Annotated in this window: 7 protein-coding genes, 3 tRNA genes and 3 rRNA genes; 8 read left to right on the forward strand and 5 right to left on the reverse strand. The window is 63.7% G+C overall.

Going from position 1 to position 16,015, the window contains the following annotated elements; all coding sequences use genetic code 11:
- The 3 genes from ACREB7_RS17680 to ACREB7_RS17690 all read left to right on the forward strand — a co-directional run.
- Positions 1 to 752, forward strand: a 16S ribosomal RNA gene (locus tag ACREB7_RS17680); the annotation flags it as partial.
- A gap of 187 nt (positions 753 to 939) precedes the next feature.
- Positions 940 to 1,016: transfer RNA gene (locus ACREB7_RS17685), tRNA-Ile, on the forward strand.
- A 25-nt stretch (positions 1,017 to 1,041) separates the two neighbouring features.
- Positions 1,042 to 1,117: transfer RNA gene (locus ACREB7_RS17690), tRNA-Ala, on the forward strand.
- Here the strand turns inward: ACREB7_RS17690 and ACREB7_RS17695 are convergent.
- Positions 1,083 to 1,337 (reverse strand): hypothetical protein, encoded by a 255-nt coding sequence (locus ACREB7_RS17695; RefSeq protein ID WP_431593598.1) that lies wholly within the window; start codon positions 1,335 to 1,337, stop codon positions 1,083 to 1,085. The genes ACREB7_RS17690 and ACREB7_RS17695 overlap by 35 nt on opposite strands.
- 65 nt (positions 1,338 to 1,402) lie before the next feature.
- Here ACREB7_RS17695 and ACREB7_RS17700 point away from each other — a divergent pair.
- The 3 genes from ACREB7_RS17700 to ACREB7_RS17710 all read left to right on the forward strand — a co-directional run bounded on the left by ACREB7_RS17700 (position 1,403) and on the right by ACREB7_RS17710 (position 4,614).
- Positions 1,403 to 4,194 (forward strand): 23S ribosomal RNA (locus ACREB7_RS17700).
- A gap of 117 nt (positions 4,195 to 4,311) precedes the next feature.
- Positions 4,312 to 4,426: ribosomal RNA gene (gene rrf / locus ACREB7_RS17705) — 5S ribosomal RNA — on the forward strand.
- 111 nt (positions 4,427 to 4,537) lie between these two features.
- Positions 4,538 to 4,614, forward strand: a tRNA-Met gene (locus ACREB7_RS17710).
- A 67-nt stretch (positions 4,615 to 4,681) separates the two neighbouring features.
- On the opposite strand, the gene ACREB7_RS17715 is transcribed toward ACREB7_RS17710, so the two are convergent.
- Entirely contained in the window at positions 4,682 to 5,551 is an 870-nt protein-coding gene (locus ACREB7_RS17715; RefSeq protein WP_431593599.1) for a hypothetical protein, read from the reverse strand.
- Positions 5,552 to 5,709: 158 nt separating this feature from the next.
- Between ACREB7_RS17715 and ACREB7_RS17720 the strand changes: the two genes are divergently transcribed.
- The gene (locus ACREB7_RS17720) at positions 5,710 to 9,747 is read left to right on the forward strand and encodes a Dyp-type peroxidase (RefSeq protein WP_431593600.1); all 4,038 of its coding nucleotides are present in this window, start codon (positions 5,710 to 5,712) and stop codon (positions 9,745 to 9,747) included.
- On the opposite strand, the gene ACREB7_RS17725 is transcribed toward ACREB7_RS17720, so the two are convergent.
- The 3 genes from ACREB7_RS17725 to ACREB7_RS17735 form a co-directional block, all read right to left on the reverse strand.
- Positions 9,731 to 12,805 (reverse strand): ATP-binding protein, encoded by a 3,075-nt coding sequence (locus ACREB7_RS17725; RefSeq protein WP_431593601.1) that lies wholly within the window; start codon positions 12,803 to 12,805, stop codon positions 9,731 to 9,733. The two genes, ACREB7_RS17720 and ACREB7_RS17725, sit on opposite strands and share 17 nt — an antisense overlap.
- Complete coding sequence (locus ACREB7_RS17730) at positions 12,802 to 13,500, reverse strand: Crp/Fnr family transcriptional regulator (RefSeq protein ID WP_431593602.1); 699 nt, start codon at positions 13,498 to 13,500, stop codon at positions 12,802 to 12,804. The genes ACREB7_RS17725 and ACREB7_RS17730 overlap by 4 nt, the downstream gene beginning before the upstream one ends.
- Positions 13,501 to 13,582: 82 nt before the next feature.
- On the reverse strand, positions 13,583 to 14,008 hold the full coding sequence (locus tag ACREB7_RS17735; protein WP_431593603.1) for a VOC family protein: 426 nt from the start codon (positions 14,006 to 14,008) through the stop codon (positions 13,583 to 13,585).
- Positions 14,009 to 14,088: 80 nt separating this feature from the next.
- On the opposite strand from ACREB7_RS17735, the gene ACREB7_RS17740 reads away from it, so the two are divergent.
- On the forward strand, positions 14,089 to 15,969 hold the full coding sequence (locus ACREB7_RS17740; RefSeq protein WP_431593604.1) for an ABC-F family ATP-binding cassette domain-containing protein: 1,881 nt from the start codon (positions 14,089 to 14,091) through the stop codon (positions 15,967 to 15,969).
- The last annotated feature ends 46 nt before the right edge of the window (positions 15,970 to 16,015 follow it).

A 16,015-nucleotide genomic window follows, 5' to 3' on the forward strand; every position in this document is an offset into this window, starting at 1 on the left:
CCCTGGTAGTCCACGCCGTAAACGATGATAACTAGCTGTCCGGGCTCATAGAGCTTGGGTGGCGCAGCTAACGCATTAAGTTATCCGCCTGGGGAGTACGGTCGCAAGATTAAAACTCAAAGGAATTGACGGGGGCCTGCACAAGCGGTGGAGCATGTGGTTTAATTCGAAGCAACGCGCAGAACCTTACCAGCGTTTGACATCCTGATCGCGGATTAGAGAGATCTTTTCCTTCAGTTCGGCTGGATCAGTGACAGGTGCTGCATGGCTGTCGTCAGCTCGTGTCGTGAGATGTTGGGTTAAGTCCCGCAACGAGCGCAACCCTCATCCCTAGTTGCCATCATTCAGTTGGGCACTCTAAGGAAACTGCCGGTGATAAGCCGGAGGAAGGTGGGGATGACGTCAAGTCCTCATGGCCCTTACGCGCTGGGCTACACACGTGCTACAATGGCGGTGACAGTGGGCAGCAACCGGGCGACCGGTAGCTAATCTCCAAAAGCCGTCTCAGTTCGGATTGTTCTCTGCAACTCGAGAGCATGAAGGCGGAATCGCTAGTAATCGCGGATCAGCATGCCGCGGTGAATACGTTCCCAGGCCTTGTACACACCGCCCGTCACACCATGGGAGTTGGTTTCACCCGAAGGCAGTGCTCTAACCCGCAAGGGAGGAAGCTGACCACGGTGGGATCAGCGACTGGGGTGAAGTCGTAACAAGGTAGCCGTAGGGGAACCTGCGGCTGGATCACCTCCTTTCTAAGGATTTCGACGGAAAGCGCCTTGGCTAGACCAGGGAAGAGCTTCCATTGAATTCTAAGAACATTGCCGCCGTCCTCATGTCCCTTCATTCTGGAACATGTCTCTTCTTCGGGAGAGATGTGCACCCGAGCTGGCCTCGCTAGCCCGACGCTAGCCCTATTGGGCTTGGTTCGGGTTGATGCGGGGGCCGGTAGCTCAGGTGGTTAGAGCGCACGCCTGATAAGCGTGAGGTCGTAGGTTCAACTCCTACTCGGCCCACCATTCCCGCATCGCTGCGACATGGTTGGGGGCCTTAGCTCAGCTGGGAGAGCGGTTGCTTTGCAAGCATCAGGTCATCGGTTCGATCCCGATAGGCTCCACCAGTCGTGTTTTTTCCAGAAATGAAGACATAAGTTTCCATCCTCGGATGGATTTTGATGAGGCTTCGGCCTCGTTCATCGGCACTTTGACATTGTGAATGGGTTTTTCAATCGATGCCGCGCTGGTTCGATTGACTGCAGAGAAGCGGTTCGCCGCCGATCGGGTCAAGACGATCAACGCATGTAATATTTGGCTGAGAAAGAAAACAATCATCTGCATCATTTGCGGCGCTGAATGTCGTTCCCACCGCGGGAGCGTCAGGATTGTCGTTGGTGGTGTGGACTCTCAAGTGTGAGGTAAGGGCGTTTGGTGAATGCCTTGGCATACAGAGGCGATGAAGGACGTGGCACGCTGCGATAAGCGTTGGGGAGCTGTGAGCAAGCTTTGATCCAACGATTTCCGAATGGGGAAACCCACCCTCACCATTTAATTTCGCTGCCGACTTGTCGACAACGAAGGTTAAATGGGAAGGGTATCACCGAAGTGAATAAAATAGCTTTGGTGAAGCGAACCCGGGGAACTGAAACATCTCAGTACCTGGAGGAAAGGACATCAACAGAGACTCCGTTAGTAGTGGCGAGCGAACGCGGACCAGGCCAATGCCTTTGATTCAACTAGCAGAAGCTTCTGGAAAGGAGCGCCATAGTGGGTGACAGCCCCGTATGCGAAAGTGATGTCGAAGGATATGAGTAGGGCGGGACACGTGTAATCCTGTCTGAACGTAGGGGGACCACCCTCTAAGCCTAAGTACTCCTGTATGACCGATAGTGAACTAGTACCGTGAGGGAAAGGTGAAAAGCACCCCGATGAGGGGAGTGAAACAGTACCTGAAACCGAACGCCTACAAGCAGTAGGAGGGCCCTTGAGGCCTGACTGCGTACCTCTTGCATAATGGGTCAGTGACTTAGTGTAACAAGCAAGCTTAAGCCGTTAGGTGTAGGCGCAGCGAAAGCGAGTCTGAATAGGGCGAATGAGTTTGTTGCATTAGACCCGAAACCCGGTGATCTAGGCATGACCAGGCTGAAGGTGCGGTAACACGCACTGGAGGGCCGAACCGTTCAATGTTGAAAAATTGTCGGATGAGTTGTGTTTAGGGGTGAAAGGCCAATCAAACCGGGAAATAGCTGGTTCTCCGCGAAATCTATTGAGGTAGAGCGTCAGACGAATACCATGGGGGGTAGAGCACTGGATGGATGCGGGGGTCGCGAGATCTACCAATTCTAACCAAACTCCGAATACCCATGAGTAATATCTGGCAGACAGACGGCGGGTGCTAAGGTCCGTCGTCAAAAGGGAAACAGCCCTGACCTACAGCTAAGGTCCCCAAGTCACGTCTAAGTGGTAAAGCATGTGGGAATCCCAAAACAACCAGGAGGTTGGCTTAGAAGCAGCCATCCTTTAAAGAAAGCGTAACAGCTCACTGGTCTAAATAAGGGTTCCTGCGGCGAAAATGTAACGGGGCTCAAGACGTGCACCGAAGCTTAGGGTGTGTCGCAAGACACGCGGTAGCGGAGCGTTCCGTAGGCTGATGAAGCGATCTGGTAATGGGTCGTGGAGGTATCGGAAGTGCGAATGCTGACATGAGTAGCGATAAAGAGGGTGAGATGCCCTCTCGCCGAAATCCCAAGGGTTCCTGCTTAAAGCTAATCTGAGCAGGGTAAGCCGGCCCCTAAGACGAGCCCGAAGGGGGTAGTCGATGGGAACCACGTTAATATTCGTGGGCCTGGAGGTGTGTGACGGATCTCGTAAATTGTCTGACCTTATTGGATTGGTCAGGCTTTGAAGAGGTTCCAGGAAATAGCCCCTCCATTATAGACCGTACCCTAAACCGACACAGGTGGGATGGTAGAGTATACCAAGGCGCTTGAGAGAAGTCTCCTGAAGGAACTCGGCAAATTGCCTCCGTACCTTCGGAAGAAGGAGGCCCCACTTCTGGGCAACCAGTTGTGGGGGGCACAGGCCAGGGGGTAGCGACTGTTTAGCAAAAACACAGGGCTCTGCTAAGTCGGCTTCAAGACGACGTATAGGGCCTGACGCCTGCCCGGTGCCTGAAGGTTAAGTGGAGTGGTGCAAGCTGCGAAATGAAGCCCAGGTAAACGGCGGCCGTAACTATAACGGTCCTAAGGTAGCGAAATTCCTTGTCGGGTAAGTTCCGACCTGCACGAATGGCGTAACGACTTCCCCACTGTCTCCAGGAGATGCTCAGCGAAATTGAATTCTCCGTGAAGATGCGGAGTACCCGCGGTTAGACGGAAAGACCCCGTGCACCTTTACTGCAGCTTCAGAGTGGCATTAGGAAAGAACTGTGTAGCATAGGTGGGAGGCTTTGAAGCACTGGCGCCAGCCGGTGTGGAGCCATAGGTGAAATACCACCCTGTTGTTTTCTGATGTCTAACCTCGATCCATGAAACTGGATCAGGGACCCTCTGTGGCGGGTAGTTTGACTGGGGCGGTCGCCTCCTAAAGAGTAACGGAGGCGCGCGATGGTAGGCTCAGGACGGTTGGAAACCGTCTGCAAGAGTGCAATGGCATAAGCCTGCCTGACTGCGAGACTGACGAGTCGAGCAGAGACGAAAGTCGGTCATAGTGATCCGGTGGTCCCGAGTGGAAGGGCCATCGCTCAACGGATAAAAGGTACGCCGGGGATAACAGGCTGATGATTCCCAAGAGCTCATATCGACGGAATCGTTTGGCACCTCGATGTCGGCTCATCACATCCTGGGGCTGGAGCAGGTCCCAAGGGTTTGGCTGTTCGCCAATTAAAGTGGTACGTGAGCTGGGTTCAGAACGTCGTGAGACAGTTTGGTCCCTATCTGCCGTGGGCGTCGAAATTTGAGAGGAGTTGACCCTAGTACGAGAGGACCGGGTTGAACATACCTCTGGTGTACCTGTCGTGGCGCCAGCCGCGCAGCAGGGTAGCTATGTATGGACGGGATAACCGCTGAAAGCATCTAAGCGGGAAGCCTCCCTCAAGATAAGATTTCACAGAGCCGTGGAAGACCACCACGTTGATAGATCGGATGTAGAAGCGCGGTAACGCGTGGAGCTAACCGATACTAATTGCTCTATTCGCACTTAAGAGTCCCACCATCAACGACAGTCCTGTAGGATTGTCCGCGAAGTGGATGATTGTAGAAACAGTCCATATTGCACGGGCATCGATTGAACCCAATTTTGACCTACGCCGGCTTCATTGCTTGGTGACCATGGCGTCAGTGACCCACCCGATCCCATCTCGAACTCGGCCGTGAAACCTGACAGCGCCGATGGTACTGTGGCTCAAGCCCCGGAAGAGTAGGACGTCGCCAGGCATTGCAGCCGGCGTATGGTCGAAATTGTAGAAAAAGCCCATTCGCAAAGTTAGAGGCCGGCAGAAATGCCGGCCTTTTGCTGTTTAACGGCCCATGGCCGTATATTGGTGGCGCGGGATGGAGCAGCCCGGTAGCTCGTCAGGCTCATAACCTGAAGGTCGTAGGTTCAAATCCTACTCCCGCAACCAACAACAAGCCCGCCAGACCGTTCGGTTGGCGGGCTTTTTCTTTGCCTGTCGTTCGCGCGGCCGCCGCTCAGGGCAGCGTCGCCGCCAGATGGTCGGCGAGCGCCGCATTGTCCAGATAATCCTCGGGCAGATGATACGGAAAAGGCATGCCGCGGCGCTGGTGGTTGACGATCCGCGCGTCGCCGCCCGCCGGAATGCCCTGGCCGCCGGCGACGAAATCGGTGGTGGCATAATAGTTTCGCCATTCGGCCGCGATCGCCGGCCGTCCGAAGGGGGGCGGAAGCCGCCGCCGGATCGCCGCCAGCGCGAGCGGCGATCCCATGGTGATGAGCTGCGGCACCTGGTCGGCGGGCCATCGGCCGGACATCGCCGCGAGCAGCTTGCAGGCGATGACGCTGCCGAGCGAATGGGCGATGATGATCGGGCGCTGGCCCGCCGCCAGCGCGGGCTCGAGCGTTGCGAGGACGCGTGCGTCGATTTCGGCGGCGGCCTCGCGGTTGGTGAAATAGAGATCGGCCTGACGCAGGAAGCGCCCGATCAGGGCGATCAGGTCGGCGGGCAGCCGCGGCAGATAGTCGCTGATCGGCCCCAGCCGTTCGGCGCCGCGCGGCGCTGCGGCGCTGGCTGGCGCGGCCAGCCCGATATCGACGAGCCCGAGCGCGCCATGGTCGATCGACGCGATGATTTCGGAGAGCAATTCGGCTTGCAGCGCCTCGTCGCCGGGCGGGCGTTCCGGCGCCGCGGCGCCGTGCGCCATGGTGAGGCCCGGGCGGTATTTGTGCAGGATGTCGGCATAATAGGCCAGCTGGCGCGGCTGGGCGTCGATGCGGCCGTCGCGGTCGCGCCTCGCCAGTGCGGCGCGCCACGACGCCTCGATCGCGCCCGCTTGGGCGGGATCGGGATCCATCGCAATTCCGTGAATGAAGATCAGCGTCATCATATTCTCCTGCGCCGTCCTTATCGCCGATCGTCCCGACCCGGCCAGCGACAAGCCCCCGGACACGCTGTGATTTTTCGCACATTGCGGTGCGCCCCGATTGTTCGCGCGCGGGGCCCATGTCATTCCTCGATGATCGGGCGGCGAGGAGGGCGGGCATGGCACGCGAAGTTTCGAGCAAGATACTCGACGGCATCAATGACCTGGTGATCATGGCGCCGATCAGGGAAGGCTTTATCGAGGCCTATGAACCCGTCACCTATGCCACGCGGCTGCGGATCATTTCGGAGGCGCTCAACGACATCCGCGTCACCGCGCGCGAATATGAAAATGTCGTGCCCTTTGCCGACGCGTCGGAACGCATCCTGTCGCTGCTCGATTTCAAGGCAGGGATCATCGACAATGACCTGTTGCAGACCGACCCCGGGCTTGGCCTGACCGCGCGCCGCTATTTCTATCTGATCGCGACGTTCGACGGCGTCTGGGAGCCCTATATGCGGCTGATCTGGCGGCCATTGGGGCCGTTGCTCGACCTGCTCTTCGCCAATTGCGACGGTTATGTCTTTGCCGCAGACAATAGCTATTCCGACTATATCAACTGGGTGCGCAGCGCCCAGGTCGACAGCGCCGTCTTTTTCGCGACGACCGGGGTGACCGTTCAGGACCAGCTGTACTTGCGCAAGCTGGAACGGGTGCAGCGCGAGTGCGATCCGGGGGCGGCCGTCACAAATGGCGTAACCGGCGACCAGGCGGTCGCCCGGATGGCGCTCCGCAATCCGGCGCTCGATGCCGAGGACGTCCGCCGCGCCGATCCGCTGAACGCGAACCGGCTGGCGCTTGAGGCGCTCGGGGTCTTTTATCGCCTCGCGGATTATTATCCCCCGCTCGCGGGCGCCCATCGCCCCGGGCAGCTCGCGTCCGAGGCCTATCTGCTGCAAAGGGCGGTGCACCGTATCCTGGAAGGTTGGGATTATGGGCCGCTGATGTGGCTGCTGAATGCGCCCGACTGCCCCCGCGACCGGAGCGAGGAGGAGTGCGCCGCGATCGCCGCCCAAAAGGCCGCTCTCCAACGCTTTCGTCCGCTGATCGAGTGGTTCGCGAGCGGCGCGAACGCTTTTCCGTCGCAGCGGCCGCAAACTGCCGACCCGATATTCGATCATGGCGAAGTACAACGCGGCATTCTCTCGCGTCCGGGCCAGGTCGGCGCGAACGCGAAGCTGCGGCACGGCGCGCTGTTGCTGATGACGGTCGGCGATCACCGGCGTGCGGCCGCTTTTGTCGGCGCGCTGCTCGCGGCGGGCGAATTGAGTTTTGAAGGCGACGATGCGGAACCGGCGGACGGGCTGTACCGCACGATCGGCTTCACCGCGACGGGCCTCGAGCGGCTGGCGATTTCGCGCGCGACGCTCGACGCCTTTCCCAAGGAGTTTCGCGAAGGCCTGCATATCCGCGCGCCGCAACTCGGCGACGTGTGGGACAATCATCCGCGCAACTGGCGGCTGCCCGAACGCAACTGGCCACCGACCTCGCCCGCAGCGTTGCCGCGTCCGCCGGTCGAGATGGAAGAAGTCGATCTGGTCATCACGCTGCGTCATGTCGCCGCCGTCGACGATGGCGGGCAAGCGGTCGATTGCGACATTTGCCGGTTGGCCGCGCTCGCGGCGGACCATGGCGTGTCGCTGATCGCGCGCGAGACGCTGGAAAATCAATATGATCCGGACGGCCATTTTCGCGACCATTTCGGCCTGCGAGACAATTTCAGCCAGCCGCGCCCGGCCGTCGATGCCGAACCCGACCCGGCGCAACGGGTGGGGGCGAAACGCGACGATGTCCGACTGGGCGAACTCCTCTGCGGTTATGGCAATGACAAGGGCGACTATGCCCCCGAAGACCGCGAAACGACCAACCGGACGTCGGACAATCGGCGGCTCGACAATGGCAAAGCGGCGCGGCGTAAGGCGCGCCGCTTGCAGCGGGACGGAAGCTATCTGGTCATTCGCAAGATGAGCCAGGATGTCGCGGCGTTCGAGCGGTTCAAGAAAGCCAATTGCGGGGTCACCGGCGGCGATGAAAAGGCCCTGATCGCCAAGCTGCTGGGCCGCCATCCCGACGGCCCTTCGCTCGTCGATCCGGCGGCGCCCGACTATAATGATTTCGATTATGCAGCGGACACAGAGGGGCTGCGCTGCCCCTTTGCCGCGCACATTCGCCGCGCCAATCCGCGCGTCGTCGAACATGACCGCCCATCACCGCGCCTGTTGCGCGCCGGCATGACCTATGGTTCGCGCTACGCGCCGGGGAACGCGGACGAACCTCGCGGCCTGATGTTCATGGCCTATGCCGCCAGCATTTCGGAACAATATGAAACGATCCAGCGCTGGCTGAACGGCGGCAACAGCACCGGCGTCGCCTCCGCGAACAACGACCCGCTGACCGGAACGGCGCCGCGCCCCGACGGGCAACGGACCTATCGCTTCGAGGTCGGTGGACGGGTGGTACGGACGCCGATCGCCGAACCGTTCGTCCGTCTGGAGTGGGGGCTGTATCTGTTCGTGCCCTCGCGGACCGCCCTCGCGACCATCGCGGAGACCGACCGCGTCTTTTACGAGCTCGACGAGCCGCTCGAGAACAGCGGCAAAGAGGTGTTCGACCGCCTGCAACGGCTGGCGACGTCGGCACCCGGCGTCGCCGCCGCCGAATGGAAGCGCGTGCTGGAGGATTTCGACATCAAGGACATCAGCCAGCGCGATATCACGCCCGATATCTACGCGGCGATCCGCTGGTGGTGGGGGGGCATCGTCGCGGTGGAGGGCGGCATCGCCAAGGGTCTGTTCGGCGACCCCGACGGGGACAAGGACGACGATCAGAAGACGCGCGTCGCCGCCGCGATCGCGGGATCGCGCGACATGATTTTTCATGTGCTGCGCGACTATCAACATTTCACCGTCGAGGAACAATTCGGCCGTTTGTGGGACACGAGCGGTCCCATCTATGTGGCCGAACAGCCCGATGACATTTACGCGAACGCGGAACTGGAATCGGATTATTGGACGGAATCGACCGAGACCAACGCGATCATCGACGCCTATAGCTATGCCGATGGTTATGACCATGGCTATGCGGCGGGCAAGGCGGTGCTCGACTGGCTGATCAAGGACGCCGAGGACCGTCATCATACCGAAATCCAGCTGGGCATGAAGCCGCCGGGCGGGACGCCCGAATTCAAGATGGAGCTGCGCCGCGAATATCTCGCACCGGCGCTGGCCCGGGTGAATCGCCATTGGTTCGGCTTGCCCGACGGCGGCTTTGTCGAGGACGGCCAGGGCGGGCAGCCCGCCGAGTTCATGGCGCCGGGCGACTGGGATTGGAATGCGGCGTCGGATCGCAAACCCCTGTGCCCCGGCGACTGCCTGTCGCCATCGCGCCACGCCTTTTACCCGCGCTTCAACCGGGTGTCGGAAGCGCTGGCGACGGATCATGGCCGCGCGATCCGCCGGGCGGGCAAGCTGTTTGCCACAAAATATTTTGACGAAGTGGGCATCGACAAGGTGCCGGGCCTGATCAGCAGCCAGATATTCGCCTTGCCGGGGATGACCAAGGAACTGGCGGCGCGGAATGTGATCGGCATCATGCTGGGCGCGACGCCGCCGACCTTGGGCAATTTGCAGGGCATATTCTTCGACTGGTTGAACGAACGGACCCTGTGGCGGCACCAGGCCGCGCTGCGGCGGGCCGCGGGCGATGGGTGCGCCGATTTTGCGGCGGCGAAGCGCGCCCTGTTGCATCCCTTGTCGGTGGCGCTGTGCAAACGGCCGTCGCCCGAGCTTCTCTATCGGACGTGCAAGGGCGGGACCGACGAGGATCCGGTCACCATCGAACGTTCGGTCCGCAGTCCGCAAGATGAGCCCCGGACCGAAGAACTGCCGATCGCGAACGGCACGCACGTCATCCTGCCCCTGGCGAGCGCGACGCAATGGGCGATTTCGCGCGAGGCCACCGAACCCGGCAAGCTCGCCGAGGGCGTGACGGTGATCTTCGGCGGCGAACGGGGGGAAGACGACGCTCCCGTCCACGCCTGTCCCGGCCGGAAACTGGCGATGGGGGCGATGCTGGGGATCGTTGCGGCGCTGCTCGACGCCGGGCGCATCCAGGCGCAGCCGGCGGGGTTGATCGTCCGGGTCAGCGACTGGAAATAGCGCCGAGCAGCGTTTCGGCGCGGCCGATATGCGGGCGCATGTCCATCGTGCGAAAGGCGTCGAGGGCGACGCCGCCGCATTGGCGGGCACGCGCTTCATCCCCGGCGGCCAGGGCGATTTCCGCCTCGCATAGCGAGGTTTCGGCGCGCGCGCGCGGCGAATCGCGGCGGTCGGCCGAACGATAGGCGATCGCCAGATAGGCGTCCGCCCCGCGCCGGCCGGCGCGGCCGGGGGCGAGGCGCGCCAGCGCCCGCGCTGCGGATCCTTCGCCAAAACCGTCGCCGACGCGCGACCGGCGGAAGGCGCGCGCGGCGAAGTGGCGCGTCGCCGCGACGTCGCCCAGCGTCGCCATCGCGTCGCTCGCCCAGCCATAGAAGAGCGAAATCCGATGGCCGTGCGACGCGGCCTCCAGCCATTTGACCGCATCGACCAGCCGCGCCGCCGCCGCGTCGCAGTCGCTTTCGCCGATGAGGAAGGTTGCATAGCCGCCGAGCGCCTGGGCGATCATCACATTGATCCGCGAATGGTCGCGCAGTCCGTGGCTTTCCGCAGCGTTTGCGAAGGCCAGCGCACCCGCATAATCGCCTTTCCAGATGCACGCGCCCGCGCGTTTCGTCAGCAACGAACAGAGGACCGCCGGCTGGTCGTCGCCGATGATGGCGGTCACATCGGCAAAGCCGCGCTCGGCTTCGCCAAAGTCGCCGCGCTCGGCAAAAATCTGCGCCCGATCGCCGATCGCATACAGATAGGCGGGCATCATCGGTGGCGACAGATTCGCCGCCATCGCCGCGATCGCTTCGTCGAGCAGGGTTTCGGCGCGCGCGCACTGACCCGCATCGAACCAGCTTTGTCCCAGCCCCGCGCCGATCTGCGCCGCCAGGCCGGGCCAAAACCGGTCGCGCGCGATCGGCAGCGCCTCCGACAACAGGGCGATCGACGCCCCGGCCTCGCCGAGGCCGTAGCGGATCGACCCGAGCCAATAGAGGGCGAGCGCGAGTGCCTTCGCATCGCGGTCCTCGCGCGCCATCGCGACCATTTCCTGCAGATAGGGTGTCTGGTCGCGCGACGGGTCGACGACGCAGGCGCGGCCGTAGCTGGCGACGACATCGGCGAGCGGGACGGGCGAATCGGCGGGGCCGGCGAGCGCCTTATAGGCCTGAAAGGCCGCCAGATATTGCGCCTGGGCGCGATCGAGCGCCGATGCGGCCATCGCGCGGTGGCCGGCGGCCATCGCGAAGGACGCCGCGCGCACGATGTCGCCGCTGGCCGCGCAATGATAGGAAAGCAGCTCGAACTCGCCGGGACCCGCCGCCGCCTCGCCGGGGGCCAGCAGCCACTCGACCACCCGCGCGTGCAGTCCGCGCCGCTCGTCCAGCCCGACGACGCGATAGATCGCGTCGCGGGTGAGGCCGTGCTTGAACCGCAAGGTGTCGGGCAATTCGCCGGGATAGATGAAATCGGCGTCGCTGAGCCGCGCCACCAGCGCATCGTCGATGGCGCGCCCGGTGACCCCCTCCAGAAGGCGGCGGGGGATCATATGGCCGATGACCGAGGCGGTCGTGACGATCGCGGCGAGCTCATCGGGCATGGCGGCGAACCGCGACTGGATCAGCGAATCGAGCCAGAGCCCGCCATGGCTCGCCACATGTTCGAGGTCATTCTCTTGCGCGGCGTGGCTCAGCTCCTCGATGAACAGCGGGCATCCGCCGGCGCGCTCGACGATCCGGTCGACCAGAAAGCGCGACGGTTGGGGGAGGTCGCGGTCGGCGAGGATATGGCCGATCGTCTGCCGCGCTTCGTCCGACGTCAGCGGCGACAGGCGAAGCTGCTCGGCTTCGATCGGTGCGCTATCGATCGGATCGAGGCTGCGCGATGCCAATATCGCGAAGATCGGACGCCGCGCGTCGCGCAGGATCGCGCCGAACAGCGCCTTGCTCGCGTCGTCGGCCCATTGCCAGTCGTCGATGCAAAAGGTCAGCGGCGCGGGTTGCAGATCGATCAGGCGCAGGACCGCTGCGGTCAGCTCGACCAGCCCGGGACCGGCGTCGCGGGCGCCGCCGTCGGCGTCGCTCACGAGCCAGGACAGCGCCGCCGCATCGCGGGCGCCCAGCAGGGTGTCGAGCCGCGCCGGCGCGATGCCATGGTCGTGGACAAGGATCGAACCGACGATCTGCCCGATGGGTTGCAGCGACGCGGCGCCCAGATAGGCTTCGCAATAGCCGCGATGGCCGTGCCGACCGCGTTGGGAGAGGCGGAGGAGAAATTCCGAAACGAGGCGCGTCTTGCCCATGCCGGGCGCCCCCGCCACGACATGGGCCGCCTTGCGCCCGGCCTCGACTGCCGATTGGGCGGCGAAAAGCCGCGACAATTCGGCCTCGCGTCCGGCGAAGGGCGCGACGCTGCGCCGCGCCCAGGCGTCGAAGCGGCGCGGCGCCTCGGTCCGCCCGGTGACCCGATAGGCGCCCATCGGCTGGCGCGCGCCGCGCGGGCTGACCAGCCGGCGCGGCCCGGTCTGGAAAAAGCCGAGATCGGGGCCCAGCGCCGCCTCGCTGACGAGGATTTCGCCGGGTTCCGCCAGCTCGCAAAGATGCGCGGCGAGGTTGGTGGCGTCGCCGAGGATTTCGTAGCGCCCGCGCACCAGGTCGCCGGTGCTGACCAGCACCACCCCCGAATGGACCCCGCTGTGCATGCGGATGCGCCGATCGGCCGCAGCGAATTCGGCGTCGAGGAGCGCGGCGCCGTGATGGATGTCGATCGCCGCCTCCGCCGCGCGGCGCCCGCCATCCTCGACCGGCGTCGGGTGGCCGAAAATACAGATCATGCCGTCGCCGTCGATGCGCACGATCTCACCGCCATGACGCGCGGCGACGTCGGCGCACAGCGCACGCAGGCGGGCGAGGAGGTCGCTGAAGATCTCGGGCTCCATCGCCGCAGACAGGCGCGTCGAGCCCGACAGGTCGGCGAACAGGATCGTCAGGTGGCGGCGTCGGCCGCGCCCGGCCTGGTCGCGGTTCGCGAGGGCGGGAGGCGTCGGCGATCCGCGATCGCCGGCAGTCATTGGGTGAGCCGCTTCAGCGTCGCGCGCAGCCGCGGGATCGAGGTGATCGTCAAGGTCCGGCCGGACTGGGCGACGATGCCTTCCTGCGCCAGCAGCCGCAGTTCGCGCGTCACCGCTTCGCGGTGGGTGCCGATGCGCGCCGCGAGGTCGGCATGGGTCGGCAAGGCCGAGATGATAGCGCGATCGCCGCCGTCGTCCTGCGCCATGGCGATGCGGAGCAGTTCGTTCTGGAGCCGCGCGCTGACCGGCAGCGTCGCGAGGTCGCTCGCCTTTTCGGTGAGGTTGCGCACCCGCGACGCGAGCTGGACCGCCATCCAATATCCCATGCCCGGCACGTCGTGCAGGAAGCTGCGAAACCCGCTTCCCGACATCAGGCCGAACAGGCCGCCGTCCTCGACAACGGTGGCGCTGGCCGAGCGCGGCATGTCGCTGATCGCCGACATTTCGCCGACCAGCCGGCCGGGGCCCATATCGCGCAGGATGGTTTCGCGGCCATTGGCTGAAAACAGCGAAATCTGAAGCTTGCCGCGCATGATCAGGTAAACATCGTCGGCGTCGCTGCCCTGCGCGATCAGCAATTGGCCCTTGCGGGCATGGATTCGGACGGCGCGATCCATGAAAGCCTGTGCCAGATGCTCCGGCAAGACCTCCTCACGGTCCACTCCATTGACCAGCGAGTCCCAATCCGAACTCATCCAGCGCCCCCTTGCAGTCCAAGGGATGCCCAATTGTGCCAAGCTGTACAAGCGTCATGTGGCCCGGTCGCGGCCTCGGCCCCTATTTGGCGAACAACTGGCCCAGGTCGGCGAAGGCCTTGAACTCCAGCGCATTTCCCGCCGGGTCGTAAAAGAACATCGTCGACTGCTCGCCGGGCTGTCCCGCGAAGCGCGTATGTGGTTCGATCGCGAAGGCGACGCCCTGCGCCAACAGCCGGTCGGCGAGCGCGCGCCATGCGACGGGCGGCAGGACGACGCCGAAATGCGGGACGGGAACGGCATGGCCGTCGACCGGGTTATGGCCTGCGAGGCGCTCGCGCTTCGCATCGACGCGGTGCGCGACGATCTGATGGCCATAGAGGTTGAAGTCGATCCAGTCGGGGTCGTTGCGCCCCTCCGGGCAGCCGAGGATCGTGCCATAGAAATGCCGCGCGGCGTCGAGGTCGTCGACGGGAAAGGCGATATGAAAGGGGGCGAGGTCGGTCATGGTCCGGTTTTGCCGCAAACCTGCCCCGAAAGCCACCCCGGCCCTTGGGTTGTGCGCCGCAACATGCTAGGCGCGCGCCCATGTTGACGATCAATGCCCTCACCGTGCGCCTGGGCGGGCGCGCCATCCTCGACCGCGCGACGGCGAGCCTGCCCGCGCGCAGCCGCACCGGGCTGATCGGACGCAATGGGGCGGGCAAATCGACGCTGATGAAAGTGATGATCGGCCAGCTCGAGGCCGACGAGGGCGGCATCGAAATGCCGCGCAAGACGCGCGTCGGCTATATCGCGCAGGAAGCGCCGAGCGGCACCGCGACGCCGTTCGACACCGTGCTCGCCGCCGATGTCGAACGCGCCGAGCTGCTCGAACAATCCGAAACGGTGACCGATCCCGACCGGCTCGGCGACATCCATGAGCGGCTGATCGCGATCGACGCTTACACCGCGCCGGCGCGCGCCGCGCGCATCCTGATCGGACTCGGTTTCGACGAGGATATGCAGGGCCAGCCGCTCGACAGCTTCTCGGGCGGGTGGAAGATGCGCGTCGCGCTGGCGGCGCTGCTCTTCTCGAACCCCGACCTGCTGCTGCTCGACGAACCCTCGAACCACCTCGACCTCGAAGCGACGATGTGGCTCGAAAGCTTCCTCAAATCCTATCCCGGCCAGCTTGTCGTGATCAGCCACGAACGCGATCTGCTCAACAATGTCGTCGATCATATCCTGCACCTCGAGGGCGGCAAGGTGACGCTTTATCCGGGCGGCTATGATGATTTCGAACGCCAGCGTGCCGAACGCGCGGCGCAGCTCGCCGCCGCGAAAGCGGCGCAGGACGCGCAGCGCGCCAAGCTCCAGGATTATGTCGCACGCAACAGCGCGCGCGCCTCGACCGCGAAACAGGCGCAGTCGCGCGCCAAGCAGCTCGCGAAGATGCAGCCGATCGCGGCGCTGTCGGAAGATCCGAGCCTGGCGTTCGATTTCCCGAGCCCCGACGAGCTGCGCCCGCCGCTGATCACACTCGACCTGGCGAGCGTCGGCTATACCCCGGGCAAACCGATCCTGCAGCGGCTCAACCTGCGCATCGACCCCGACGACCGCATCGCGCTCTTGGGCCGCAACGGCAATGGCAAGACGACGCTGGCAAGGCTGCTCGCGGCGCAGCTGACGCCGATGGACGGTGCGATGGCGGCGACGGGCAAGATGCGCGTCGGCTATTTCACCCAATATCAGGTCGAGGAACTCGACGGCAGCGACACCCCGCTCGAACATATGACGCGGGTGATGATGGGCAAGACGCAGGGCGCGGTGCGCGCGCAGCTCGGCCGCTTCGGCTTTTCGGGCAATAAGGCGACGACGCAGGTGGCGAAGCTGTCGGGCGGCGAGCGCGCGCGGCTGGCGCTGGCGCTGATCACCCGCGACGCGCCGCATATGCTGATCCTCGACGAACCGACCAACCACCTCGACGTCGATGCGCGCGAGGCGCTGGTGCAGGCGCTCAACGGCTTCGACGGCGCGGTGATCCTCGTCAGCCATGACCGTCACATGCTCGAACTCACCGCCGACCGGCTGGTACTCGTCGACAATGGCACCGCGCGCGATTTCGACGGCAGCATGGACGATTATGTCGCCTTCATCCTCGGCAAATCGTCCGAGAAGGAGCGAGGGGGCTCGAAGGCCGACCGCAAGGAAGACCGCAAGGCCGCCGCGGCGGCGCGCGAAGCCGCGGCGAAGGTCAAGAAGGCGGTGTCGGATGCCGAGGCCGACCTGGCGAAATATGAGGTCGTGCTGACTGCGATCGATCGCGCGATGTTCGATCCGGCGGGCGCGGCGAACGAATATAAGGGGCTGACGATGAGCGAATTGTCGCAGCGGCGCGGCAAGATCGTCGCCGCGCAGGAGGCCGCCGAGGCGCGTTGGGTCGAAGCGAGCGAAGCGCTGGAAACGCTGGAGCGCGAAACCGCCTAGAATATTTACCGTAGCCCTGAGCCTGTCGAAGGGCGCTTCTCGGATA

The sequence above is a fragment of the Sphingopyxis sp. genome (assembly GCF_050725615.1).
Taxonomy (GTDB): domain Bacteria; phylum Pseudomonadota; class Alphaproteobacteria; order Sphingomonadales; family Sphingomonadaceae; genus Sphingopyxis.

Bases quoted from the DNA above. Each gene is read 5' to 3' on its own strand.
- ACREB7_RS17695 (WP_431593598.1), bottom strand. From the start codon at position 1,337: ATGATGCAGATGATTGTTTTCTTTCTCAGCCAAATATTACATGCGTTG.
- ACREB7_RS17715 (WP_431593599.1), bottom strand. From the start codon at position 5,551: ATGACGCTGATCTTCATTCACGGAATTGCGATGGATCCCGATCCCGCC.
- ACREB7_RS17720 (WP_431593600.1), top strand. From the start codon at position 5,710: ATGGCACGCGAAGTTTCGAGCAAGATACTCGACGGCATCAATGACCTG.
- ACREB7_RS17725 (WP_431593601.1), bottom strand. From the start codon at position 12,805: ATGACTGCCGGCGATCGCGGATCGCCGACGCCTCCCGCCCTCGCGAAC.
- ACREB7_RS17730 (WP_431593602.1), bottom strand. From the start codon at position 13,500: ATGAGTTCGGATTGGGACTCGCTGGTCAATGGAGTGGACCGTGAGGAG.
- ACREB7_RS17735 (WP_431593603.1), bottom strand. From the start codon at position 14,008: ATGACCGACCTCGCCCCCTTTCATATCGCCTTTCCCGTCGACGACCTC.
- ACREB7_RS17740 (WP_431593604.1), top strand. From the start codon at position 14,089: ATGTTGACGATCAATGCCCTCACCGTGCGCCTGGGCGGGCGCGCCATC.